Annotated in this window: 23 protein-coding genes; 14 read left to right on the top strand and 9 right to left on the bottom strand. The window is 51.3% G+C overall.

From position 1 onward, the window contains the following. Positions 1-11 precede the first annotated feature (11 nt). Both QQL62_RS02900 and mnmA read right to left on the bottom strand, forming a co-directional pair. Positions 12-473: a DUF2059 domain-containing protein gene (locus QQL62_RS02900; RefSeq protein WP_284376003.1), complete on the bottom strand. Its 462-nt coding sequence runs from the start codon at positions 471-473 to the stop codon at positions 12-14. Positions 474-534: 61 nt separating this feature from the next. Beyond that, positions 535-1,671 carry a tRNA 2-thiouridine(34) synthase MnmA gene (gene mnmA / locus QQL62_RS02895; protein ID WP_284376001.1) on the bottom strand — a complete coding sequence of 379 codons (1,137 nt, stop codon included), beginning with the start codon at positions 1,669-1,671 and terminating at the stop codon, positions 535-537. Positions 1,672-1,792: 121 nt separating this feature from the next. On the opposite strand from mnmA, the gene sciP reads away from it, so the two are divergent. The 4 genes from sciP to recG all read left to right on the top strand — a co-directional run bounded on the left by sciP (position 1,793) and on the right by recG (position 7,195). Continuing rightward, entirely contained in the window at positions 1,793-2,071 is a 279-nt protein-coding gene (sciP, locus tag QQL62_RS02890; protein ID WP_284376000.1) for a CtrA inhibitor SciP, read from the top strand. 100 nt (positions 2,072-2,171) lie between these two features. Next, a complete protein-coding gene (gene ctrA, locus QQL62_RS02885) occupies positions 2,172-2,885 on the top strand; it encodes a response regulator transcription factor CtrA (protein WP_284375999.1) in 714 nt (237 codons plus the stop codon). Positions 2,886-2,968: 83 nt separating this feature from the next. Beyond that, positions 2,969-5,101, top strand: coding sequence for an NAD-dependent DNA ligase LigA (ligA, locus tag QQL62_RS02880; protein WP_284375998.1), 2,133 nt, complete (start codon positions 2,969-2,971; stop codon positions 5,099-5,101). A 3-nt stretch (positions 5,102-5,104) separates the two neighbouring features. Further along, the gene (recG, locus tag QQL62_RS02875; RefSeq protein WP_284375997.1) at positions 5,105-7,195 is read left to right on the top strand and encodes an ATP-dependent DNA helicase RecG; all 2,091 of its coding nucleotides are present in this window, start codon (positions 5,105-5,107) and stop codon (positions 7,193-7,195) included. A 173-nt stretch (positions 7,196-7,368) separates the two neighbouring features. Here recG and QQL62_RS02870 read toward each other — a convergent pair whose 3' ends face one another. Beyond that, positions 7,369-7,821: an iron-sulfur cluster assembly scaffold protein gene (locus QQL62_RS02870; protein WP_284375996.1), complete on the bottom strand. Its 453-nt coding sequence runs from the start codon at positions 7,819-7,821 to the stop codon at positions 7,369-7,371. A 77-nt stretch (positions 7,822-7,898) separates the two neighbouring features. On the opposite strand from QQL62_RS02870, the gene hisI reads away from it, so the two are divergent. Further along, positions 7,899-8,261: a phosphoribosyl-AMP cyclohydrolase gene (hisI, locus tag QQL62_RS02865; protein ID WP_284375995.1), complete on the top strand. Its 363-nt coding sequence runs from the start codon at positions 7,899-7,901 to the stop codon at positions 8,259-8,261. On the opposite strand, the gene gluQRS is transcribed toward hisI, so the two are convergent. The 5 genes from gluQRS to ssb all read right to left on the bottom strand — a co-directional run bounded on the left by gluQRS (position 8,242) and on the right by ssb (position 15,558). Beyond that, positions 8,242-9,084 (bottom strand): tRNA glutamyl-Q(34) synthetase GluQRS, encoded by an 843-nt coding sequence (gene gluQRS / locus QQL62_RS02860; protein ID WP_284375994.1) that lies wholly within the window; start codon positions 9,082-9,084, stop codon positions 8,242-8,244. The genes hisI and gluQRS overlap by 20 nt on opposite strands. After that, positions 9,084-10,436: a methylenetetrahydrofolate--tRNA-(uracil(54)-C(5))-methyltransferase (FADH(2)-oxidizing) TrmFO gene (gene trmFO, locus QQL62_RS02855; RefSeq protein ID WP_284375993.1), complete on the bottom strand. Its 1,353-nt coding sequence runs from the start codon at positions 10,434-10,436 to the stop codon at positions 9,084-9,086. Before trmFO ends, gluQRS begins: the two co-directional genes overlap by 1 nt. 670 nt (positions 10,437-11,106) lie before the next feature. After that, positions 11,107-13,827, bottom strand: a complete 2,721-nt coding sequence (gene gyrA, locus QQL62_RS02850; protein WP_284375992.1) for a DNA gyrase subunit A — start codon at positions 13,825-13,827, stop codon at positions 11,107-11,109. 155 nt (positions 13,828-13,982) lie between these two features. Continuing rightward, positions 13,983-14,939, bottom strand: coding sequence for an NAD(P)-dependent oxidoreductase (locus tag QQL62_RS02845; protein WP_284375991.1), 957 nt, complete (start codon positions 14,937-14,939; stop codon positions 13,983-13,985). A gap of 109 nt (positions 14,940-15,048) precedes the next feature. Further along, positions 15,049-15,558: a single-stranded DNA-binding protein gene (gene ssb / locus QQL62_RS02840; protein WP_284375990.1), complete on the bottom strand. Its 510-nt coding sequence runs from the start codon at positions 15,556-15,558 to the stop codon at positions 15,049-15,051. Positions 15,559-15,705: 147 nt separating this feature from the next. Here ssb and QQL62_RS02835 point away from each other — a divergent pair, with 147 nt between their 5' ends. The 9 genes from QQL62_RS02835 (at position 15,706) to QQL62_RS02795 (ending at position 23,491) form a co-directional block, all read left to right on the top strand. After that, on the top strand, positions 15,706-16,275 hold the full coding sequence (locus tag QQL62_RS02835) for a lytic transglycosylase domain-containing protein (protein WP_284375989.1): 570 nt from the start codon (positions 15,706-15,708) through the stop codon (positions 16,273-16,275). A 92-nt stretch (positions 16,276-16,367) separates the two neighbouring features. After that, positions 16,368-19,202 (top strand): excinuclease ABC subunit UvrA, encoded by a 2,835-nt coding sequence (gene uvrA, locus QQL62_RS02830; RefSeq protein WP_284375988.1) that lies wholly within the window; start codon positions 16,368-16,370, stop codon positions 19,200-19,202. 52 nt (positions 19,203-19,254) lie between these two features. After that, positions 19,255-19,614, top strand: coding sequence for a hypothetical protein (locus QQL62_RS02825; protein ID WP_284375987.1), 360 nt, complete (start codon positions 19,255-19,257; stop codon positions 19,612-19,614). Between the two features lie 49 nt (positions 19,615-19,663). Further along, complete coding sequence (locus QQL62_RS02820) at positions 19,664-20,185, top strand: YcnI family copper-binding membrane protein (RefSeq protein WP_284375986.1); 522 nt, start codon at positions 19,664-19,666, stop codon at positions 20,183-20,185. A 120-nt stretch (positions 20,186-20,305) separates the two neighbouring features. Then, positions 20,306-20,737 carry a CBS domain-containing protein gene (locus QQL62_RS02815; RefSeq protein ID WP_284375985.1) on the top strand — a complete coding sequence of 144 codons (432 nt, stop codon included), beginning with the start codon at positions 20,306-20,308 and terminating at the stop codon, positions 20,735-20,737. A gap of 70 nt (positions 20,738-20,807) precedes the next feature. Further along, positions 20,808-21,308: a pantetheine-phosphate adenylyltransferase gene (coaD, locus tag QQL62_RS02810; protein ID WP_284375984.1), complete on the top strand. Its 501-nt coding sequence runs from the start codon at positions 20,808-20,810 to the stop codon at positions 21,306-21,308. 68 nt (positions 21,309-21,376) lie between these two features. Beyond that, positions 21,377-21,883 (top strand): peptidylprolyl isomerase, encoded by a 507-nt coding sequence (locus QQL62_RS02805; protein ID WP_284375983.1) that lies wholly within the window; start codon positions 21,377-21,379, stop codon positions 21,881-21,883. Beyond that, on the top strand, positions 21,880-22,458 hold the full coding sequence (locus tag QQL62_RS02800; protein WP_431355742.1) for a peptidylprolyl isomerase: 579 nt from the start codon (positions 21,880-21,882) through the stop codon (positions 22,456-22,458). Before QQL62_RS02805 ends, QQL62_RS02800 begins: the two co-directional genes overlap by 4 nt. Positions 22,459-22,537: 79 nt before the next feature. After that, entirely contained in the window at positions 22,538-23,491 is a 954-nt protein-coding gene (locus QQL62_RS02795; RefSeq protein ID WP_284375982.1) for a DUF3179 domain-containing protein, read from the top strand. Between the two features lie 18 nt (positions 23,492-23,509). On the opposite strand, the gene tyrS is transcribed toward QQL62_RS02795, so the two are convergent. Next, positions 23,510-24,757 carry a tyrosine--tRNA ligase gene (gene tyrS / locus QQL62_RS02790; RefSeq protein ID WP_284375981.1) on the bottom strand — a complete coding sequence of 416 codons (1,248 nt, stop codon included), beginning with the start codon at positions 24,755-24,757 and terminating at the stop codon, positions 23,510-23,512. Between the last annotated feature and the right edge of the window lie 31 nt (positions 24,758-24,788).

The following is a 24,788-nucleotide window of genomic DNA, read 5'->3' as shown; positions in this document are numbered from 1 at the left end:
GGGTTTCCAGACTATTTTAAGATTTCTTGGATGGCAGGGACAACTTCTGGCATTTTAGCGGTGATCATCCCAATGATCATAGGTTGTTGTTTTTCCAGCAGTTTTGGCATTTTAAGCATCACAGAGCGGCCTGCTGTAGTTTGATAAAAATCATGCAATGCAGTGATCTCTTCCAATGTATAGACCTCGGCCATAACCACATCTTGCTTTAGCAATAGGTCGCGCATGGGAGCTTCAAAGGTGTCCATGTATAATTCTTGCAGTGATGCAATTTGCTCTGGGGTAATCTGTTTCCCACTGGCATTGGCTTGGTCGAGGATCGGTTGATACATTTGCTTGATTAGGGCAGGGAAGTCCATATCGGTGACACTGGCGTGTGCATATTCCGTGGCAATGGCCAATCGCTGTTCATAGGTATCCGCAAAAACGGGTGAAGACAGCAAAAAAGTCGCTGCAAGTGCTATAGATTTCATATTATTTTTCCTGAAAATTAGAGAGTATTCCCGCTCATATTACAATTATTCTGAGGCGAGGCTAGCGGGTAATCCAGCCACCACCAAAGATCCGCGTGCCGTCTGGATCATAAAATACACAGGCCTGACCCGCGGATACACCTTCTTCCGCGACGGCCAACTCGATTGTGGCACTGCTCGGCCCCGTTGGGCGTAGAATCGCATCAGTCGGCGGGCGCGTAGAGCGCACGCGCACCGCAATGCGCCGCTCGGCTAGATCGGTAAAGATATCATCCCCCAGCCAGTTTACTTCTTTCAGATTTACCATGCGGGTGGCTAATGCCGATTTAGGGCCAACGATCACCTGTTTTTTATCCGCATCCAATTTAACCACATACAATGGATCCCCCCCGCCAATGCCAAGACCGCGGCGCTGCCCGATGGTGTAATTTATGATACCCTTATGCACGCCCAATACCTTGCCGGTCAGATCTACAATTTCCCCAGGGGCCGCAGCCTCTGGACGTAACTTCTCAATCACCGCAGCATAAGACCCATTGGGCACAAAGCAGATATCTTGGCTATCGGGTTTATCCGCCACCTCTAGCCCATATTTGCGGGCCAAATCACGGGTTTCGGATTTTGATTTTAAATGCCCCAAGGGGAAGCGTAGATAATCCAATTGCTCTTGCTTGGTGGAAAACAAGAAATAGCTCTGGTCGCGGTTGGCATCCGCCGCGGCATGCAGCTCTGCCTTTTGTACGCCCATAAAGCGCTGAATGTAGTGACCAGTGGCCATACAATCTGCATCCAAATCCTTGGCTGTTTCCAACAAATCGCGGAACTTGACCTTTTCGTTGCACCGAATGCAGGGCACCGGGGTCGAACCCGCCAAATAGGCATCTGCGAATTCATCAATCACGCTTTCCTTAAAGCGATTCTCGTAATCCAGCACATAATGCGGAAAGCCCAGCTCTTGGGCCACACGGCGTGCATCGTGGATGTCACGCCCCGCACAACAGGCACCCTTCTTGGCCAGGGCCGCCCCATGATCATATAGCTGTAGCGTAATCCCGACCACGTCATAGCCTTGATCATGCAATACCGCCGCCACAACAGAACTGTCGACGCCACCAGACATGGCCACCAAAACGCGGGTGTCCTGTGGGGATTTGGCAAAGCCAAGCGAATTTAATTTCATGGGTTTGTCCAATGCCATAGCAACGCTCCTTGATCCCATCGCTTTATATTAAAACCTTACATACTCTCAAGTGAATGATTCACACCTACTTAAGCGAATTATACGACCTTATCCGTCAAATATATGTGAGAGGCATCGTATGTTATTAAAGAAAAACAACCGCCCCGTAGAGGTCGTCTTGCCTAATGGTACGCGGTTGAATCGTTCAAACCTGCCCGAACAGGGCACCAAACGCTGGGTTGTACGTCATAAAATGACGGTTGTGAATGCTGTTTTGTATGAATTGATCACATTTAGAGAGGCCTGCGAGGCCTACGAGCTATCCGAGGAAGAATTGCTGTCATGGCTGAAGATGGCAAAACAGCATGGCGCAGAGGCCCTTAAGGCCACAGCCTTGATGAAATATAGACAACCTTAGATTGCCTTCTAAATTATTTCCACTAATGTTCTAAGTTGTAACGACTGATTAACCATTAACGTATTAACTGAAAGATATCACTTAGGACGGAGAACTCAGAATGCGTATATTATTAGTGGAAGATGATCCGACAACATCCAAAAGCATTGAAATGATGCTCACCAGCGCAAGCTTTAATGTTTACGCCACAGATTTGGGTGAAGAGGGTGTCGATCTAGCTAAGCTTTATGATTACGATTTAATGCTATTGGATATTAATTTGCCCGATATGGATGGGCTAGAGGTATTACGCCAATTGCGCGTGGCTAAAATTTCCACGCCAATCCTAATCTTATCAGGCAATGATGCCGCCGAAGATAAGGTTAAGGGATTCGGTTTCGGCGCCGACGATTATCTAACCAAACCTTTCCACCGCGAAGAATTGGTTGCACGTATTCACGCCATTGTCCGCCGTTCCAAAGGTCACGCTCAATCGATTATCACCACGGGCGAGGTAAACGTAAACTTGGATGCCAAAACAGTGGATGTGGGCGGTGAACCTGTTCACCTTACAGGTAAAGAGCACCAAATGCTGGAGCTTTTATCTCTGCGCAAGGGTACAACCCTGACGAAAGAGATGTTCCTGAATCATCTCTACGGTGGCATGGATGAACCAGAGCTGAAAATTATTGATGTATTCATCTGCAAATTGCGCAAAAAGCTATCCGAAGCAACCCAAGGCGATAATTTCATCGAAACCGTATGGGGGCGCGGTTATGTGCTGAGGGATCCGCGTGGAACATCAGATGGCAAACATCTAGCAGCAGTCGGATAACCGGTTTGCCTGACTAAGTTCTTTACCTTCCAAGATCGGTTGCGTATTTTTCGCTTAACATTTCTAAAATTGAGCGGAAAAACGTGGCTGATCCAACAATATCTTCCTTCACCAAACAACAGGCGATTGCAGAACTGGCAAGGCTGGCCGATATCCTGCATAGGGCCAATACAGATTATCATACAAATGATGCGCCTACCATCAGCGACGCAGAATATGATCGCCTGAAACAGCGCAATTTAGAGATAGAACAGGCCTTTCCCGCGCTAAAACACGCCGATAGCCCCACAGATCGTGTTGGCGCCCCCGTTTCAGATACCTTTACCAAGGTGAGACATGCTCAGCGTATGCTGTCTCTGGGCAATGCATTTGACGCGCCCGATATCGTCGAATTTGATCAGAGAATTCGCAAATTTCTGGGCAAAAACGAACAGGATCACTTGGCCTACAGCGCCGAGCCAAAAATTGATGGTCTGTCCCTTTCGCTGCGCTACGAGCAGGGAAAACTGGTTCAAGCCCTTACACGCGGCGATGGTCAAGTTGGCGAAAACGTTACCGCCAATGCCAAAACCATCGCAGACATTCCCCACGAAATCTCTGGCGCACCAGATATTTTCGAGGTGCGCGGCGAAGTTTATATGAGCCATGCGGATTTTCAGACCCTAAATCAGCGCCAAGAGGCCCGTGGGGCCAAGCGGTTCGCAAACCCACGCAATGCGGCTGCTGGTTCACTGCGCCAGCTTGATTCCACGATCACTGCCTCGCGCCCTCTGTTGTTTTTTGCCTATGCATGGGGCGAAATCAGCGCACCCTTCGCCGACAGCCAAATGGGCGCGATAAACCAGCTGGCAGAGTTTGGATTTTCCACAAACCCCTTAACACGCTTGTGTATCTCGCCACAGGAACTAATCGCGCATTATCAATCCATTGAAACCCAACGCGCAACGCTTGGCTATGATATCGACGGGGTTGTTTACAAGGTGAATGAGCTCTCTGATCAAGACAAGTTGGGGTTGCGCTCTACCACCCCACGCTGGGCGATCGCGCATAAATTCCCTGCCGAAATCGCCCAAACATGGCTGCGCGCCATCGATATTCAAATCGGACGCACCGGTGCCTTGTCTCCTGTGGCGCGACTTGAACCAGTAACCGTGGGGGGCGTGGTCGTGTCAAATGCAACACTTCATAATGCCGATTATATCGCTGGGCGAGATTCAAATGGTGCGCCAATTCGCGAGGGTCGCGATATTCGCGCGGGGGATTGGGTCGAGGTCTACCGCGCCGGGGATGTCATCCCCAAAATCCGCGATGTTGACCTGAGCAAACGCCCAAAGGATAGCGTTGAATACCAATTCCCAAACACATGCCCCGTGTGCAATAGCCCCGTGGTGGCCGAGGCTGGCGATAGTGTCGCGCGCTGTAGCGGCGGGATGACATGTGAGGCTCAGGCGCTGGAGGGGTTAAAGCATTTCGTATCGCGTGCCGCCTTTGATATAGACGGGCTGGGGGCAAAGCAGATCGAGATGTTCTTTGATGATCGAGACCTATCTGTGCGTCAACACAGCGATATTTTTACACTAGAGCAACGCGATTCAGAGAACCTGACCAAATTGCAAAACCGAGAAGGCTGGGGCGATAAATCCGCCAAAAACCTCTTCGCTGCAATCAATGATAAACGCAAAATCCCCCTCAATAGGCTATTATTCTCTTTGGGTATTCGCCATCTTGGCGAAAATTCATCCCGATTGCTGGCACAATATTTCATCAGCTGGCAGCGTTTGGTCAACACCATAGATCAGGCGACATCCCCCGATAGCTCTGCTTGGCAAACATTGCTGGAAATCGATGGGTTAGGCGCAGTGATGGTCGAAGCCTTGGTGTCCACATTTCATGCGCCACAGCAGCGCGAAATGATCGATGCGCTTGTCGCGCATTTAGATGTACAGGATATGGAAACACAGGGTGATAAAGACTCGCCAGTTACAGGCAAGATTGTCGTCTTCACCGGAACGCTACAACTGATGACCCGCGCAGAGGCCAAGGTGCGCGCACAGGCCCTTGGTGCTAAGGTCTCTGGTTCAGTCTCCAAGAAAACAGACTATTTGGTTGCCGGCCCCGGTGCCGGTAGCAAGGCGACCAAGGCCGCCGATCTCGGGGTAGCAGTTCTAAACGAAGAGGAATGGCTGGCGCTGATTGGCACCGGTCAGGACTCCTAGCCCATGAGCAATCGCCCCGAAAAATTGTTTCCGCTCTTTAGCGCGCTAACGTCACTGGGCGGTGTTGGGCCTAAATCTGCCGCTCATTTGAATAAAATGGGCATCGAAAATCCGCGAGATCTTCTGTTTACGTTGCCACACTCTTTAATCGTACGTACCCCGCGCGACACAATTCTGGGCGTGAATTTCCCCGATGTGGTTACAGTGGAGGTCGAGATTTTGTCTCACAGCCCCAATTCAACCAAGGGTCGCCCATACCGTGTAATGGTAAAGGATACAGCCCAGAGCTTTCAGCTGGTTTTTTTCCATCCGCGCAAAGATTGGATTGAAAAAAACCTGCCTATTGGCCAGCGTCGTATCATCTCTGGAAAGATCGAGATGTTCGATACCATGCCCCAAATGGTGCATCCCGACCACATCGTTGTGCCCAGCCAACTGGCTGAAATTCCAGAATTCGAACCCGTTTACCCATTAAGTGCAGGGATATCAAACAAGCTGATGAGCAAGGCCGCCGCCCACTGTTTGAATGTGACGCCGGATGCGACGGAATGGATTACACCCGCTGTGGCAGACAAAATGGGGTTTATGTCGTGGCGCCGCGCGCTTGATCTGGCCCATAATCCAAAGAGCCGCCAAGATATGGCCCTGAATTCCAAACATCGCGCGCGACTGGCCTATGACGAGATGTTATCGCATCAGCTGTGCCTTGCCATTGCCCGCCAATCTGCCCGCAAAAAACCAGGCCAACCAAGCGTGCCAACGGGGGTGCTAACCCATCGGGTTGAAACCGCATTGCCGTTTACAATGACTTCGGCGCAAAAACGGGCTGTTGGAGAGATTGGAAGTGATATGGCCGCGCCGATCCGCATGAATCGCCTGTTGCAAGGGGATGTGGGGTCAGGCAAGACGCTGGTTGCGCTGATGGCGCTACTGGCGGCAGTAGAGGCGGGCGGTCAGGGCGTCTTGATGGCCCCCACGGGCATCTTGGCACAGCAACATTTCGAAGGTCTAAAACCCTTGGCCGAACAGGCGCAAGTTGTGCTTGAAATTCTAACCGGTGCCGACAAGGGCGCGGAACGCAAGCGCAAGCTGGATGCGCTGAGGTCAGGGGCGATCCACATTTTGATCGGTACCCACGCTGTTTTCCAAAAAGATATTGAATTCAACAATTTACGACTTGCTGTTATAGACGAACAACACCGGTTTGGCGTTAAACAGCGCCTAGACCTAGGGGCCAAAGGGCGTGCGGTGGATATCCTGATTATGACTGCCACACCAATCCCGCGCTCGCTGGCGCTGGCCAATCATGGCGATATGGATATCTCTATTCTGGACGAAAAACCCGCAGGGCGCAAAGATATCGAAACCGTGATGGTATCCAACACGCGAATGGATCAGGTGGTTCAGCGGCTGAAGGCCGCGATTGATTCAGGCAAGCAAATTTATTGGGTATGCCCGCTGGTCAGTGAAAGCGAAGTCATGGATTTAGCCGCAACAGACGAGCGCCACCGTGCATTAGGCGCGGCACTGGGGCCGCAGAATATTGGGCTGGTACATGGGCGCCTGTCTGCGGCAGAAAAATCCGCCGCAATGGCCGATTTCGTTAGCGCCAAAACCAAGGTTCTGGTGGCAACCACGGTGATCGAGGTCGGGGTCGATGTGCCAAATGCCACGATAATTGTGATAGAACAGGCCGAACGTTTCGGCCTGTCACAGCTGCATCAGCTGCGCGGGCGTGTAGGGCGGGGCCACGATCAATCCAGCTGTATCCTCTTATATGCGCCACCACTTGGCAAAACCGCGCAAAAACGGCTAGAAGCCATTCGTGAGACCAATGATGGGTTTAAAATTTCCGAGGTCGATCTGAAACTGCGCGGAGCAGGGGATGTTCTGGGGGTTCAACAATCGGGGCTGCCAAAATTCCGAATTGCTGATTTGGAATACGACACAGAGCTGATGGCCACAGCGCAAGACGAGGCGCGCCTGATTGTGGCCCAAAACCCCAAACTTGAGGGCGAACAGGGCGAGGCGTTGCGGTTTTTACTCTATCTAATGGGTGCAGATCAATCTATCGGATTGCTGTCTGTAGGGTAATGTTCTCAATTTGTTCTTTACCCTTCATTCAATCCGGTCTATAGATAGAACAAAGGGTGACGTGATAGATAAATACAACAAAAAATGTCTATCTAGACAGACAAATCACGAACACAACACAGCTATCGCCAGCGAGACGAGGGCCGCCCCTCAGCTCGCCACCTAACGCGCCACTAGGCGCGTTTTTTTTGTGCAGCGGTTTCAAATGCCTCTAATGTAGCATCAAACCCCAACAGGATCGAGGCATGGCGGTTTCGGTATTCTTTGGCTGGTTCCAGCAAGGACAATTGCGCAAAGGGCGCCTCTGGGCTTGGCCCATCCTGCGCCAACATCGCAAACAGCTGATCACGGCCCCGCTGAATGGTCTCTTGGCTTTGGCCAATTACTGCTTTCTCTAAAATACTGGCCGATGCTTGGCCCAATGCACAGGCCTTCACATCCTGCTGGAATTGCTTCACCTTGCCATCCTCTATTTCAATGCAGACTGAAATATTAGACCCGCACAGAGGGGATCTGCGTTTGGCACAGCCATCTGGGTGGGCTAAGGGCTCGGTCAGTTCAATGTCAGATGCAAGAGCTAGGATTTTCCCAGAGTAGAGCTTGATCATATCGCTGTTATCGCTCATGTAGGGGGTGCCTTTCTGTGGGGTGTTACACCTGTGTAGGACAGAATATCAGGCAAGAAAAGCAAAAGGCGAGACAAATGCGTAAATTCGAAGTTAGCTCTCTAAAGTTTGATGATAAGGGGTTGATCCCCGCAATTGCCCAAGATGCCGATAGCGGCGAGGTATTGATGATGGCGTGGATGAATGCCGAGGCTGTTGAAAAAACCCTTGAAACTGGCCAGGTGACCTATTGGTCCCGTTCGCGCCAGTCCTTTTGGGTGAAGGGGCTGACCTCTGGTCACACCCAGGAATTGGTAAATTTCCGCTTTGATTGCGATCGCGATTGCCTACTGGTGCTGGTTAATCAGGTGGGGGCCGCCTGTCATACCAACCGCCGCAGTTGTTTTTATACAGATGTTAAAGATGGCGCTGAGCACGAAATCATGAGCCCAATGACATAAGCTTGCGCAGATCACTAGGTGAATACCCTGCCTCGCGGTAGGATTTTATAGATTTCGCATCGTCTCGTTTTGCCAAACGCTTGCCCGCATCATCGCGGATCAGATTATGGTGGCGGTAAATCGGTGTTGGTAGGCCCAGAATTCGCTGTAAAATCACATGGATACGCGTGGCTTCGAACAGATCAGCACCGCGCGTCACATGGGTAACCCCCTGAAATGCATCATCTAAAACCACCGCCAGATGATAGGAAATACCGATATCTTTGCGCGCCAAAACCACATCGCCGATACTGTCGATAGCCTGTTGTTTGCTAAACGTTGTTTGACCACGTTCTAAATCAGTGAAGTGAAATTCAGCCTCGTTTAGCTGGTGCATATCCAAACGCAAGGCAGATTTACCATAGTCCTCTGGGCGCGTCTTATGGCGGCAAGTGCCAGGATAGATCACGCCATCTGGGCCCAGCAATGTCTCGTGCCCCTCTTGGGGGGCAGAGGCGATGGAAATATCCCGTCTTGTACATTCGCAAGGGTAGATAAGGTTTTGATCCCAAAGTGTTTTCAGTGCCGCCTCATAGGCGGGCTTGCGATCGCTTTGGCGCAGAACCGGTTGTTCCCATTCTATACCAAGCCAGTGCAGATCATCGAAAATCTGAGTCTCAAAGGCCGGTTTCGAGCGGTTAAAATCGATATCCTCGATGCGCAGTAGAAACCGCCCGCCGCGCGCGCCCTGAAAGGCCGTGATGGCAGAGTAGGCATGCCCCAAATGCAGCAACCCCGTTGGTGATGGGGCAAAGCGTTCAACAATTGGGGTGCCTTTTGACATCACGCCCCCTGTTGTAGCCAATCGCTCCAATCGGCCTTGGCCCGATCGGTATAGGCCTTGTAGCGTTCCTTGCGATTGCGTCGCCCGCCTTTGATGTTTTCTACAGGGGGAAACAGCCCGAAATTCACGTTCATCGGCTGAAATGTCTTTGCATCGGCACCACCGGTGATATGGGTGATCAAGGCGCCCATGGCCGTGGTGTTGCGCGGGGTCTCAATATCACGCCCCTGTGCCTGTGCCACAGCTAGTCGCCCAGCCAGCAATCCCATGGCCGCAGATTCTACATAGCCCTCGACACCGGTTATCTGCCCCGCAAAGCGGATATTAGGGCGCGATTTCAGGCGCATCTGATCATCCAGCAATAGCGGCGAGTTGATAAACGTATTTCTATGAATTCCGCCAAGGCGCGCAAACTCCGCCTCTTCAAGGCCAGGAATTGTGCGCAATACACGGGTCTGCTCGCCGTATTTCATCTTGGTCTGAAAGCCAACGATGTTAAAAAGCGTGCCCAAGGCATTGTCGCGGCGCAGCTGCACCACCGCATGGGCCTTTATTCCCGGTTGGTGCGGATTGGTCAGCCCTACAGGCTTCATCGGCCCCCAGCGCAGGGTCTCGCGCCCGCGTTCTGCCATCACCTCAATGGGCAAACATCCATCAAAATATGGGGTGTCTTTTTCCCAATCTTTAAATTCCGTTTTCTCTGCAGCCAATAGCGCATCAATGAAGTCATTGTATTGCTGTTCATCCATCGGACAGTTCAGATAGGCGGTACGCTCTTCTTCTGTATCGCCCTTATCATAGCGCGATTGCATCCATGCCTTGGACATATCTATGCTGTCGGCATGGATAATCGGGGCAATCGCGTCAAAAAATGCCAGCGATGCCTGATCGGTGTTTTCCAAAATCGAGTTGGCCAATGATTGCGATGTCAAAGGTCCTGTGGCGATAATGGTTTGTCCCCAGTCATCAGATGGAATTTCACTGATCTCACCGCGCTCGATGGTGATATTCTCATGGGCCAAAATACGCTTTGATACACCAGCTGAAAACGCATCGCGATCCACCGCCAGTGCAGAACCCGCGGGCAGGGCGTGTTCATCGCCCATTTCCATAATCAGGCTGTTTGCCGCGCGCATTTCCCAATGCAACAATCCGACTGCATTGGCCTCGTGATCATCAGATCGGAAAGAATTCGAGCACACCAACTCGGCAAAATCCTGTGTTTGGTGGGCAAATGTTTCTACGTTGGGGCGCATTTCGTGCAAAATAACAGGAAGGCCCGCAGTGGCGATTTGCCATGCTGCCTCGGATCCGGCCATACCGCCGCCGATAATATGAATAGGTTTTGTCATATTGCTGATTTAGTCGGCACAGGACAAAAAGGAAAGGGGCCATTGGCCCGCATCAAAACGCATTGTTTAATTTAGGTGTTGTTTCGATCAACAACGGCTGCTGATAGCCAACACCGCGGAGGATGCTACCGGGGTCACCTTTGGCGTAGCTTGACAAAATGTATAGCGCAGCCCTGCAAAAGCGACACATCCATTAACTTCGCCAATGTCGGCATTGCGCAAACCTGCTTCGATCTGAAATCTGCAATTTCATATGTCATCTCGAATCTATACATGTTTACACTTTGATCAAAGCGGGCCTAATTTACGCCAACATCCGCAAGGGTTTTGCCGATGGCCAAAACATTTCCAGAATCATTCACGCGATTGGCGCTATGTGACAGCTCGATTTCTACATCACCAATAGTGAACCCAACACCCAGTTTGTAATCGACAGTATCAATACGGTTATGAGCAGTCGAAATTTCTGCTTTCTTAACTCCGTTGGTGCAAAGGCAGGGGCGCCAAGGGCGACTAAAACAGTAGATGCTCGTGATTTATCATAATAGATACTCCGAATATTTATATTTTATTAGAGTATCCCCGTAGGCGTTTCACCGCACCTGGCAATCGAGTTATTCTGCACCTAATTTCATACCATCGTTAGGTGCAGAAAAGATATATCTAAGTATCAGTCTGTAGTCTGCGCCTCTGCGCTGTCTTCGCTATCGGCATCACTGTCTGCGATATAGGCTACGGACACAACTTCTTCGCCGTCTTTGGTGTTGAAAACGGTCACCCCAGATGAGGCGCGCCCCTGACGAGAGATACCCGAAACCGGACAGCGAATAGATTGACCCGTGGAAGTGGCCAACATGATCTGATCCTCTTCTTCCACAGTGAATGCCGCGACTATCTTGTCGTCACGCCGTGAAAGATTTGCGGCCGCCACACCCTGACCACCACGGCCAGATACGCGATACTCATGGGCCGAGGATCTCTTGCCAAATCCGCCTGCGGTGATGGTCAGAATCCACTGCTCCAATGCCGCCAATTCGTCATAGCGCTCTTGGCTTAGTTCAACGGCATCGGCCCCATCTTCACCGTCTTCACCCAGAAGCGCACGGCGCATCTTAAAGTAGCTGGTGCGTTCCTCGGCGCTGGCATCTACGTGGCGAATAACGGCCATGGACACCACCGTGTCATTCTCGGCCAGCTTAATCCCGCGCACTCCGGTAGAATCGCGCCCCTTAAAGACGCGTACATCGGTGGTTGGGAAACGGATCGCCTTGCCCTGTGCCGTAGTCAGCAAGAAATCATCCTGCTCAGTGGCAATATGCACATTCACAATGGAAACACCCTCAGGCAGCTTCATCGCGATTTTACCATTGGCCTTAACATTGGTGAAATCTGATAAGGCATTGCGCCGAACACCACCCTCTGATGTGGCAAATACGATTTGTAAATCACCCCATTCATCATCGGGTGCATCAATTGGCATCAACGCGGCGATGGAAACACCTGCATCAATTGGCAAAAGATTGACAATCGCCTTGCCCTTGGCATTTCGCCCGCCCATGGGCAAACGCCATGTTTTCAATTTATAAACCATACCGTCGGTGGTGAAGAACAACAGCGCCGTATGCGTATTGGCAACGAACATATTGGTTACGAAATCTTCGTCCTTGGTCGACATGCCCTGAATACCCTTGCCGCCGCGCTTTTGCTCGCGGAACTCGGCCAGATTGGTCCGTTTGATATAGCCAGAGTTGGTGATGGTCACCACCATATCCTCTTTCTCGATCAAATCCTCATCATCCATATCGCCGGCCCATTCGACGATTTCTGTGCGGCGTGGCACAGCGAATTTCTCGCGCACCTCAATCAACTCTTCGGTAATGATCGCCATGATGCGATCGCGGGATCGCAGGATATCCAAATAATCGGTAATACGCTCGGCCAAATCTTGCAGCTCGTCCGTCACCTCTTTGACACCCATCGCCGTCAGGCGCTGTAGGCGCAATTCCAAAATCGCACGGGCCTGAATTGCCGATAGATTATAGGTCTTGTCTTCATTGATCGTATGGCTGGGATCATCGATCAGCGCGATATATTCTGCGATATCCGCTGCTGGCCAGCGGCGGGTCATCAATTTCTCGCGCGCCTCGGCTGGATCCGATGAGCCGCGAATGGTCGCCACAATCTCATCTACATTTGATACCGCCACCGCCAAACCACATAAGATATGGCTGCGCTCACGCGCTTTACGCAATTCAAATGCCGTGCGCCGCGCCACCACTTCCTCGCGGAAGGTGATGAAATAATCCAAGAATTTATACAAAGTCAGCTGTTCTGGCCGCCCGCCATTCAAGGCCAGCATATTACAGCCAAAAGAGGTCTGCAGAGGCGTAAAGCGGAACAGTTGATTCAGAACCACCTCGGCCGTAGCATCGCGTTTCAGCTCAACAACCACCCGCACACCAACGCGATCAGATTCATCCTGCACATGGGCAATGCCCTCGATCTTTTTGTCGCGCGACAACTCGGCGATTTTCTCGATCATCGTTGCCTTATTCACCTGATAGGGGATCTCATCCACAATAATCGCCCAGCGATCCTTGCGGATTTCCTCGACACGGGTTTTGGCGCGTACAATCACCGAACCGCGCCCCTCGGTATAGGCCTTGGCCGCACCAGCGCGTCCCAAAATAACCCCACCCGTGGGGAAATCAGGGGCTGGTACGTATTTCATCAGGCTGGCACTGTCTAAATCTGGGTTCTCAATCAGGGCCAATGTGGCATCGATCACCTCACCTAGGTTATGAGGCGGTATATTGGTGGCCATACCCACCGCGATACCACCAGCCCCATTGACCAACATATTTGGATAACGCGCAGGCAAAACAGTGGGTTCGCGTTCCTTGCCATCATAGTTGTCTTGAAAGTTGACCGTGTCTTTTTCGATATCTTCCAATAGATAAACCGTGGGTTTATCCAGACGCGCCTCGGTATAACGCATGGCCGCCGCATTATCGCCGTCCATCGAACCAAAGTTACCCTGACCATCAATCAAGGGCAGGGACATCGAGAAATCTTGTGCCATGCGCACCAAAGCATCATAAATCGCTGTATCACCATGGGGGTGAAAGCTGCCCATCACATCGCCAACAGATTTGGCCGCCTTGCGATAGGATTTATTGTGTGTATAGCCGTTTTTATGCATCGCATAAAGAATACGGCGGTGAACAGGTTTCAATCCATCGCGCAAATCCGGGATAGCGCGGCTGACAATGACAGACATCGCGTAATCAAGATATGCGCTTTTCATTTCTTGTTCGATGGCAATTTGCGGGCCATCATATGTTGGATTTTCTGGTTGATCCTCTAGCGGGGTCTCTGGGTTGTCGCTCACGGTTTACTCACCTGTTATATTTGTGTCATTTATAACAGGTTCGGATCGCAAAGGCAAACCGTAGCTGGGGATTGATCAGGGCAAACCCACTTGCGTTTTTTCGCAGAAAATAATTTAAAAACAGGCTTCTATGACGAAATGTGGGTGTGGATCTGCTAGGCGGAATTTGGCACAACCTCATATCCCGCAACTTCTGGTTCATCATCGCGCATTTCTGCAGGGAATCCCGCCGCAGTAATCGATAATCCGGTGGCATCTTCCAGGCGCTTGATGATGTTAGGCGACCATTCACGCGGCCCATATTTTTCAATCCCGTCGTCAAAGATTTTCACCATCAATGGCGAGATTTCCAATGGAACATCATGCTGTCTGGCCAATGTATCAAACAGCCCGATATCTTTCTTTACCAAATCCATGGTAAAGCTGATATCGCGTGATCCGTTTAGGATAACCTGGCTTTCGGTTTCATGTACAAACGACGTGCCAGAGCTGATTTTGATCGCCTCATAGGCTGTGGCTAAATCCATCCCAGCTGCCTTGCAGGTGACCAATGCCTCGCAACATGTTAGTAAATTCGCCGTAGCTAGATAATTGGTCACCACCTTCAATACCGAGGCAGAGCCCAAATCCCCCGTATGTAACAGCCTGCGACCCATCTTTTGTAATAGCGGGAAAATGATGTCAAAAGTTTCGCGATCACAGCCCGCGAAAATCGAAATATTGCCAGTATCGGCGCGGTGACACCCCCCGGAAACCGGACAATCAACTGCGCGCCCACCTCGGGCCTGAATCAAGGCTCCTAATCGCGTGACCTCGGCCTGATCGGTGGTCGACATCTCCATCCAGATCTTGCCATCACTGACCCCCTCCAACAGCCCCTCCTTGCCCTCTACCACGCTGGCACAGGCCACAGGCGAGGGCAGGCAGGTAATCACCGCATCACAAATTCGCATCAGCTCTTGATTGCTTGGGGCGGTTTTCGCACCGAGATCGATGAATTCTTGCACCAAATCCGAATTCAGATCTCTGACATAGAGATCAACACCATTTCGTAACAATGCCCCAGCCAACTTGCCGCCGACATTCCCTAATCCCACAAATCCAACGTTCATCATGTGCTCCTGTTTCCCCCACAGAGCCGAAATTTCCCATCCATTGCATGCCAAAAAGCGACACCAAGGGCGCCGCTTTCGAAGGATTTAATACTGTAAACAGATGGATTTAGAACGGGATTTCGTCGTCTAAATCGCTTGGGGCAGGGGCTGATTGGCCACCGCCGCCACCGCCGCCGTATCCACCAGATTGACCACCAGATTGGCCGCCACCATACCCGCCAGATTGACCGCCACCATAGCCACCACCAGCACTATCTCCACCAGAACGGCCATCCAGCATGGTTAACGTGCCATTAAAGCCCTGCAAAACCACCTCGGTTGAATAGCGGTCATTTCCAGATTGATCCTGCCATTTTCGGGTTTGCAATTGACCCTCTACATACACCTTGGATCCCTTGCGCAGATACTGTTCGCAAACACGCACCAAACCTTCGGAAAAGATCGCCACAGTATGCCACTCGGTCTTTTCGCGGTTTTCGCCGGTGTTCTTATCGCGCCAGCGCTCTGATGTTGCAATGCGCAGATTGCACACCTTGCCACCATTTTGGAAGGTGCGAATTTCTGGATCCGCGCCTAAATTTCCGATAATCATGACCTTGTTTAATGAGCCTGCCATTTGTTTCCCTGTCGAATCCACGAAATTAGTTTGGTTAATATTACCTTGTTACCGAGTGAATAAAAGGTGAATTTCCGCCGATCAAATTTAATTATTTGAGCTTTGGGCGAAAAACTGCTCTATATCGCGCAAGGGATAGTGGAATTGATGTTGATGAGAATTAGACTTAAATACGCTGTATTGATCGTCGCCAGCTGCTCGATAGGGGGCTTGGCCCTTGCTAAACCTGTTATTCTGCCCAGCCACACCCGCCTATTGGATGATCGGCTGTCGACCCAATATACCAAATCCTATGATCTAACGGGGCGCGGGATTAGCAGCCAAGAGAATATACCTGCCTATAGCGGCCGCTACCGCGGTGTATATACCCCCATGGCCGAAGCCGCCGCGCGCAAGTACGGCGTACCAAGTGATCTGTTTAAGCGCTTGGTGCAACAGGAAAGCAACTGGAACCCCAAGGCGCGCTCGAACAAAGGCGCCATTGGGCTGGCACAATTGATGCCCGCCACCGCCCGTGGCCTAGGGGTCAATCCCAAGGATCCGAAACAGAACCTAGAGGGGGGCGCGCGCTACCTATCTCAACAGTATCGAAAATTCGGCACCTGGCGTTTGGCTCTTGCGGCCTATAATGCCGGCCCCGGCGCTGTTGAAAAGTACAACGGCGTTCCGCCATACCGCGAAACCCAGAATTACGTAAAGAAAATTCTCGGGCGATAGTGCAGGGCGCAGTATTTTAATTTTCTTGTTTTGTTCTGGTGAGAAATCAGTACAAATGACCGCAACACTTTCAATTTTTGTGACGGGTTATTATGGCTGAGCTGAAAAATATCGAAATTCGCGGTGCGCGCGAACATAATCTTAAATCCATTGATGTAGATATTCCCCGTGACAAGCTGGTGGTGATTACCGGATTGTCCGGGTCTGGTAAATCATCGCTGGCCTTTGATACCATCTATGCCGAGGGCCAGCGGCGCTATGTAGAAAGCCTATCGGCCTATGCGCGCCAGTTTTTGGATATGATGCAAAAACCTGATGTGGATCACATAGCGGGCCTGTCACCAGCCATATCGATTGAACAGAAAACCACATCTAAAAACCCGCGCTCTACGGTCGGGACGGTGACGGAAATTTACGACTACATGCGCCTGCTGTTTGCGCGGGCGGGCACACCCTATTCGCCTGCGACGGGCCTGCCGATTGAGGCCCAACAGGTGTCCGATATGGTTGATCGTGTGATGGCAATGGGCGAGGGCACACGCGCCTATCTATTGGCCCCCATTGTACGAGATCGCAAGGGCGAATACGTCAAGGAGTTCGCAGGCCTTAAAAAACAAGGCTATCAACGCGTTAAGGTCAATGGTGAGTTCTACGAACTGGATGATGCCCCCAAGCTAGACAAGAAATTCCGTCATAATATTGATGTGGTGGTGGATCGTTTGGTTGTAAAGCCCGGCCTTGAAACCCGTCTGGCGGACAGCTTTCGCACCGCCCTTGATCTGGCCGATGGTATCGCAATCCTAGAAACTGCCCCAAGTGATGGCGAAGCAGACCGCATCACATTTAGCGAAAAATTTGCCTGCCCCGTTAGCGGCTTTACCATCTCAGAAATCGAGCCGCGCCTGTTCTCGTTTAACGCACCAGTAGGCGCCTGCCCAGAATGTGATGGGCTGGGGGTCGAGCTGTTCTTTGACGAACGTTTGGTAGTGCCAGATCCTAGCCTCAGCCTCTATGAAGGTGCGCTGGCCCCATGGGCCAAGGGCAAAAGCCCCTATTTTCGCCAAACAATAGAGGCCTTGGCGCGCCACTATGATTTTGACAAAGATGGGCAATGGCGCGATCTGCCAAAGAAAATCCAAAAACTGATGCTCTATGGCTCTGGCAAGGACGAGATCAAATTCCGCTACGACGAGGGCGGGCGGGTCTACGAGGTATCGCGCGCCTTTGAAGGCGTTATCCCCAATATGCAACGCCGCTATCGCGAAACCGACAGCAACTGGATTCGCGAAGAATTCGAACGCTATCAGAACAATCGCCACTGTGGCGCCTGTGACGGCTATCGTCTGCGCCCCGAAGCATTGGCCGTGCGTATCGGTGATCTGCATGTCGGTCAGGCAGTAGAACTGTCTATCCAAGAGGCCCTAGATTGGATCGAATCCGTACCACAGGCCCTGAGCAAGCAAAACAACGAAATTGCCGCCGCCATCCTAAAGGAAATCCGCGAACGTCTTGGGTTTTTGGTAAATGTGGGCCTGAATTACCTGACCCTGTCGCGCAGCTCTGGCACGCTATCAGGTGGCGAAAGCCAACGCATCAGATTGGCCAGCCAGATCGGCTCTGGCCTGACGGGTGTACTTTATGTTCTGGATGAGCCCTCCATCGGCCTGCACCAACGCGATAATGGACGATTGCTAGAAACCCTAAAAAACCTACGCAACCAAGGCAATACCGTCATCGTGGTGGAACACGATGAAGAGGCGGTGCGCATGGCGGATTACGTGCTGGATATCGGCCCAGGTGCAGGAGTACACGGGGGCGAAATCATTGCCAAGGGCACACCAAAGCAAATAGAGAACAACAAAAAATCCATTACTGGGCAATACCTTACAGGCGCCAAGAAAATAGATGTACCACTGGATCGCCGCGCCGGAAATGGCAAATTTATCTCGGTGGAAAATGCCACGGGCAATAACCTAAAAGGGGTGAACGCAGAATTTCCCCTTGGCACGTTCACCTGTGTTACGGGTGTTTCGGGGGGCGGAAAATCCACCCTAACTATCGAAACGCTGTTCAAAACCGCCTCTATGCGCCTAAATGGCGCCAAGCAAACCCCAGCCCCCAGCGATGGCATCCGCGGGCTAACCTACCTAGATAAGGTGATCGATATTGATCAACGCGCCATCGGGCGAACACCGCGTTCTAACCCTGCCACCTATACCGGTGCCTTTACGCCCATACGTGAATGGTTTGCAGGCCTGCCCGAAGCCAAAACCCGCGGCTACAAACCCGGGCGTTTCAGCTTTAATGTAAAGGGCGGGCGCTGCGAGGCCTGTCAGGGCGATGGTCTGATCAAGATCGAAATGCACTTCCTACCGGATGTCTATGTGGAATGCGAAACCTGCAAGGGCAAGCGCTATAACCGCGAAACCCTAGAGGTTTTGTTCAAGGGTAAAAGCATCGCTGATGTGTTGGATATGACCGTAGAGGACGCCGAGGAATTCTTTAAGGCGGTGCCATCTATCCGTGATAAAATGACGGCCCTGATGCGGGTTGGCCTTGGCTATATTAAGGTCGGCCAACCGGCAACCACCCTTTCGGGTGGCGAGGCACAGCGGGTAAAGCTATCAAAAGAGCTGGCCAAGCGTTCCACGGGGCGCACGCTCTATATTCTTGACGAACCTACCACTGGTCTGCACTTTGAAGATGTTCGTAAGTTGTTGGAAGTATTACATGAATTGGTTGATCAGGGGAACACCGTAATCGTGATCGAGCACAATCTAGATGTGGTGAAAACCGCCGATCACATCATCGATATCGGCCCCGAGGGCGGCGATGGTGGTGGACGTATTGTTGCCACCGGCACCCCGGAACACGTGGCTAAGGTTGCAGAGAGCTATACGGGTTTCTATTTAAAGGATATGTTGTAGATGCAGCATAATATCCATTGAATAGATTTTCGTGGGTTCTATAAGAGCCGCGATGTTGCATAGGATATTTGATAACTTTGCGCAGATCGCGCTACGGTTGACCTTGGTTCTTGCCTTGGGCATTGCTGGAGGTGCGCATCGCGTTCTACAGCCAATCGATGATCCGGATTTACTTGCCTATGTCCAAATGGGCGGCGATCTAGCCGATATCTGTGGCGATGACAGGGGTTATGCCCCACATGTGGCCTGTGATGTCTGTAATCTGATTGTCTGTTTTGAACAAAATGGCATGGTGTGGGACACTGCGCATCAGGCCTATGTGGTTCAGGATTGGGACAGCCTGCCAGACCAAGAACCGTTTTCCCGCCCAAGAGATAGGGCGCGTGCCATTCGCGCACCGCCCAGCGTTTGATCCTTCAAACCACTCTTATACTTACACGGCCCAAGGCCAAGGAAAACCAATGAAATTCTCTACAATCGCGCAGGCTTGCGCATATTGCCTTTTGGCAAACACCGCTTTTTCACATGCTTCTCTAGAAGTGAAAGAGGCAGAAAACAACAATAATTACAAAGCAGTAATGCGCATTTCTCATGGATGCGATGGTTCGGCGACTAAATCCGTTACCATCCATATCCCAGAAGGCGTAATTAATGTAAAACCTATGCCCAAGGCGGGCTGGGCCCTTGAAACCACACGCGGCGATTATGCCAAAACCTATGACTATCATGGGCCGCGCTCCGAGGGTGTAAAATCCATTACATGGACAGGCACGCTTGAGGATCAACATTTTGAAGAGTTCATCTTTCGTGGACGCATCACCGATGACTTCAAAGAGGGATCAACCGTCTATTTCCCAACCGAGCAAAAATGCCAAACTGGTGAAAACATGTGGATCGAAATCCCGGAAGAGGGCGCAGACAGCCACAGCGTTGAACGCCCAGCACCTGCCTTGAAAATTAAACAGGGCCATGCGCACCACTAATCCATACTGCTCCGTCTCCGCGCAGGATATCCTGCGCGGAGCACTGGCGCCTTTTGGCATTAGGTATTCCCCTTACAATTGTGGTATACTGGCCTGATCCAGACGATAGAAAGGATCTAGATGCTGATTGATGCCATACTGAAATCAAAACCCAACCAACAAATTTTGACAATCGAGCCGGATCAAAACATCCGTACCGCCCTGTCTGATCTATCGGCCCACCGCATTGGTGTGCTGGTCGTAAGCTCAGATGGCACTGATCTTTTGGGTATTTTATCAGAGCGAGATATCGTGCGAGATTTGGCCATCAATAGCGCGGGTACATTGGACAAACCAGTGTCCGCCTTAATGACCGCAGATGTTAAGACCTGCTCTAAATCCGATAACGCAGAGAAGGTTCTAAGCACCATGACCGCTGGGCGATTTCGCCATATGCCGGTAATGGATGGTTCCGAACTGTTGGGGCTGGTATCTATTGGGGATGTGGTCAAGGCCCGCCTAAACGAGATCGAGTATGAAAACTCGGCCATGGTCGAGATGATACGGGGCTAAATACACAGATTCACCTTGACCTAATATAGGCTTTCCTATTGCTTATCGCCAAATTGGGAGAGCAAATATCATGCGTATCGGACTGTATCCTGGAACATTTGATCCTATTACCTTGGGTCATTTGGATATTATTAAACGCGCCTGCGGTCTGGTGGATCGTTTGGTTATCGGGGTCGCAATTAACCGTGACAAGGGGCCGTTGTTTTCCCTAGAAGAACGCGTTGAAATGATCGAACGCAATATCACCAAGCTGGATCAATCAATCTGTGAGATCGTGGTAGAGCCTTTTGAAAACCTGTTGATCGACAAGGCAGATGAGGTCGGGGCCAAACTGATCATCCGTGGCCTGCGCGCCGTATCTGATTTTGAATATGAATTTCAGCTGGTGGGTATGAACCGCGCCATGAACGATAAAATCGAAACCACCTTCCTCATGGCCGAGGCCCGCCATCAGGCCATCGCCTCGCGTTTGGTCAAGGAAATCGCCCGCCTAGATGGCGATGTTTCAAAATTCGTAACACCAGGGGTCCAAAAAGCCCTGCGAAATAAATTCGCACTGTTGAATGAATGATAATTTAGCCCTGTTCAACTAAGGCAGGGTTTATTAAACCATGTAAAACTCACCTGATAGGAATGGAAATGTCAGATTACAAAGATCCAGAAAACACATTGATTGTCGCCCTTACTGGGGGGGATGTTGTCATTGAATTGTTGCCAGATGTGGCCCCGTTGCATTGCGCACGTATCAAGGAACTGGCCCGTGCGGGTAAATACGACAATGTGGTATTCCACCGTGTTATCGATGGTTTTATGGCGCAAACCGGTGATGTGGCCAACGGCAATACCGAAAATGGGTTCAACATCAGCCGTGCAGGGACTGGCGGATCAGATCTGGCTAATGTACCGGCAGAATTCTCAAAATTGCCCCATGATCGCGGGACATTGGGTGCGGCACGTTCGCAAAACCCCGATTCCGCCAACTCTCAGTTCTTTATCAATTTTTCAGACAACCATTTCCTGAATGGCCAGTACACAGTTTATGGTCGCGTTGTTTCTGGGATGGAACATGTAGATGCGATCAAACGCGGCGAGCCGCCGGTGGATCCCGACAAAATGCTGTCCATGAAAGTTGCCGCAGATCTATGATTAAGCGGTTCCTAACAACCGTGGCCATGGCGGCAACCTTTGGTGTTGCCGCCCTTGCTGCTGATCCCGAAAACACACTGATGATCGAGGTCGATGGCCAAGCACAGGGTATAATCGAAATCGAGCTTCTGCCAGAAATCGCGCCATCACATGTCGAGCGGATAAAAACACTGGCACGCGATGGTCTTTATAATGATGTGGCCTTTCATCGGGTAATCGAGGGCTTTATGGCGCAAACGGGCGATGTAAAACATGGCCGCCGCGAAGCATTCGTTCCGCGCTATGCGGGTTTAGGCGGGTCTAATTATCCCGACCTGAAATCAGAATTCAGCGACATCCCGTTTGAAAGGGGCACATTAGGCATGGCCCGCGCACAGGACGTAAACTCTGCTAACTCACAGTTTTTCATCATGTTTAACGAGGCCGCACAGCTCGACGGACAATACACAGTCTTTGGCAAGGTAATTGACGGACAAGACGTGGTTGATAGCATCAAGCGCGGATCACGCGCCGCTAACGGCTCTGTTGCAGAGCCAGACTATATGAAGCGCGTCTGGATCAAAGCAGACGGGTAACTGTACTTCAAAACACTGTTACTCGGCCTTTCTCGTACCAAAAAAAATGCTAGCCTCTCTTATAACCAAGGGAGGCTACATGCGTATTTTACCGTTGATAATTGTTTTACTGGGCATTTCTTTACCTGCCGATGCAAATCGCTGGGCCGTTGGCTGGCCCGATACAGATTTTAGCAAATCCAAAATTGAACTCAGCGAGGTATTCGACGGTGGCCCCGGCAAGGACGGTATCCCCGCCATAGACAATCCCACAATGAAGGCCGTCTCAAAAGAAACAGCACTTGAAGGTGCAGAACCGGTCATGGTGGTCGAAATCGCAGGGCAGGCGGCGCGCGCCTATCCCATCCGGTATCTGATGTGGCACGAAATTGTAAATGACACCGTTGCCGGCACCCCCATTGCGGTCACGTTCTGCCCACTGTGTAATTCCGGCATTGTATTCGACCGCCGTCTAAATGGCGAAACTCTGACACTTGGGGTCTCGGGGCTGTTGCGCAATTCGGATATGATTATGTTCGACCGCCAAAGCGAAACCTGGTGGCAACAGTTCAATGGCGAGGCGCTGGTGGGCGATCACCTAGGCCAAACCTTGACTAAAATCCCCGCATGGATGGAAAGCTGGGCAGCATTCAAGGATCGTAACCCAGAGGGCTTGGTACAGGCCAAACCTAATTTCGGGCGCAACTATGGGGCAAACCCCTACCGCGGCTATGATAGCGGTAGCTTTAGCTTGTATCGCGGTGAAAACCCTCCCCATGGCATAAATCCAGTGGCACGCGTCGTGGTGGTAGGCGATCAGGCATGGCCCCTCGCACGCCTCCGCGCGGCACAAACTCTAACAGAAAGTGGTTATCATTTTGACTGGGTTGCAGGCACAGCCTCTGCGCTAGATCACAGCGAAATCGCCCGCGGCAAGGATGTCGGCTCAATTCGTGTCAGAGATTCCAATGGCAAAGACGTGGTGCATGATGTGGCCTTTGCATTTGCCTTTCACGCATTTCAGCCGGATGGCCAGTGGATGATTGGAAAGTAATGCCCAAATGGGCATCACTTAGTCCAATGTAATCAAAGCATGGCGCTTCTTGCTTGAGCTGATTTTCACAGGCTGTGAAAAATCATCTGTGCTCATCATATGGCCCGCGCTGGTGATCGGCTGATCATTCAGCCGCGCACCACCCCCCGCTATAATGCGCTTGGCTTCTTTGCCCGAGGCAACCAAACCTGAACGCACCAACAGCTGGGTAAAGCTAATACCATCGGCCACATCCTCTGATGACAAGCTCAGACTTGGCAAATCATCTCCAACGCCGCCTTGCTCGAACACCTGTTTGGCGGTCTGCTCTGCTGCCGTGGCCGCTTGGGCTCCATGACAAAGCGCTGTGACTTCATTGGCCAGAATTACCTTAGCCTCATTGATATCCTGCCCTTCTAGGGCGCCCAGGCGCTCACATTCAGCGACCGGTAGCTCGGTAAATAGTTTTAGGAATTTGCCCACATCCGCATCCAGCGTATTGCGCCAGAATTGCCAGAACTCATAGGCACTCAGCTTGTCTTCATTCAGCCAAATCGCCCCATTGGCAGATTTACCCATTTTCGATCCATCCGCCTTGGTCAACAACGGCGTGGTCAGACCAAAAACCTGTTTTTGGCTGATACGGCGGGTCAGGTCGATCCCGTTAACAATATTGCCCCATTGATCAGACCCCCCCATTTGAAGAGCGCAGCCATTGGTTTCATTTAACTTCATGAAATCATAGGCTTGTAGCAACATGTAGTTAAATTCCAAAAACGTAAGCGGCTGTTCGCGATCCAGACGCATCTTTACGGATTCAAAGCCTAGCATACGGTTGATGGTGAAATGGCGGCCATAATCGCGCAGGAACTCGATGTAATTTAGATGATCCAACCAATCGGCATTATTGATCATCATCGCACCCGTTTCGGGGGTGTAATCCAGATATTTATCAAACACCTTGCGAATGCCGGCAATATTGGTATCGATCATCTGCTGGGTGATCAGCTGGCGCGCCTCATCCTTGCCCGATGGATCGCCGATCTTGGTGGTGCCGCCCCCCATCAATGTGATGGGGCGGTGGCCGGTTTTCTGCAACCATCGCAACATCATAATTTGGATCAAGGATCCAACATGCAACGACTCTGCCGTGGCATCAAAGCCGATATAGGCCGTAACAGATCCCTCGAGCAGGCGTGTGTCTAGCCCCTCCAGGTCTGTACAGTCCTGCAAGAAGCCCCGCGTTTGCATTTCATGCAAAAACTCAGATTTGGGCTTGTATGTCATATCGCTTTGCTTTCTTTTGATTGAAATGCCC

The sequence above is a fragment of the Amylibacter marinus genome (assembly GCF_030160015.1).
In the GTDB taxonomy this organism is placed as follows: Bacteria; Pseudomonadota; Alphaproteobacteria; order Rhodobacterales; family Rhodobacteraceae; genus Amylibacter; species Amylibacter marinus.
Note: the sequence above shows the minus strand (reverse complement) of the source record. Positions and strands in the feature narration are given on the sequence as shown.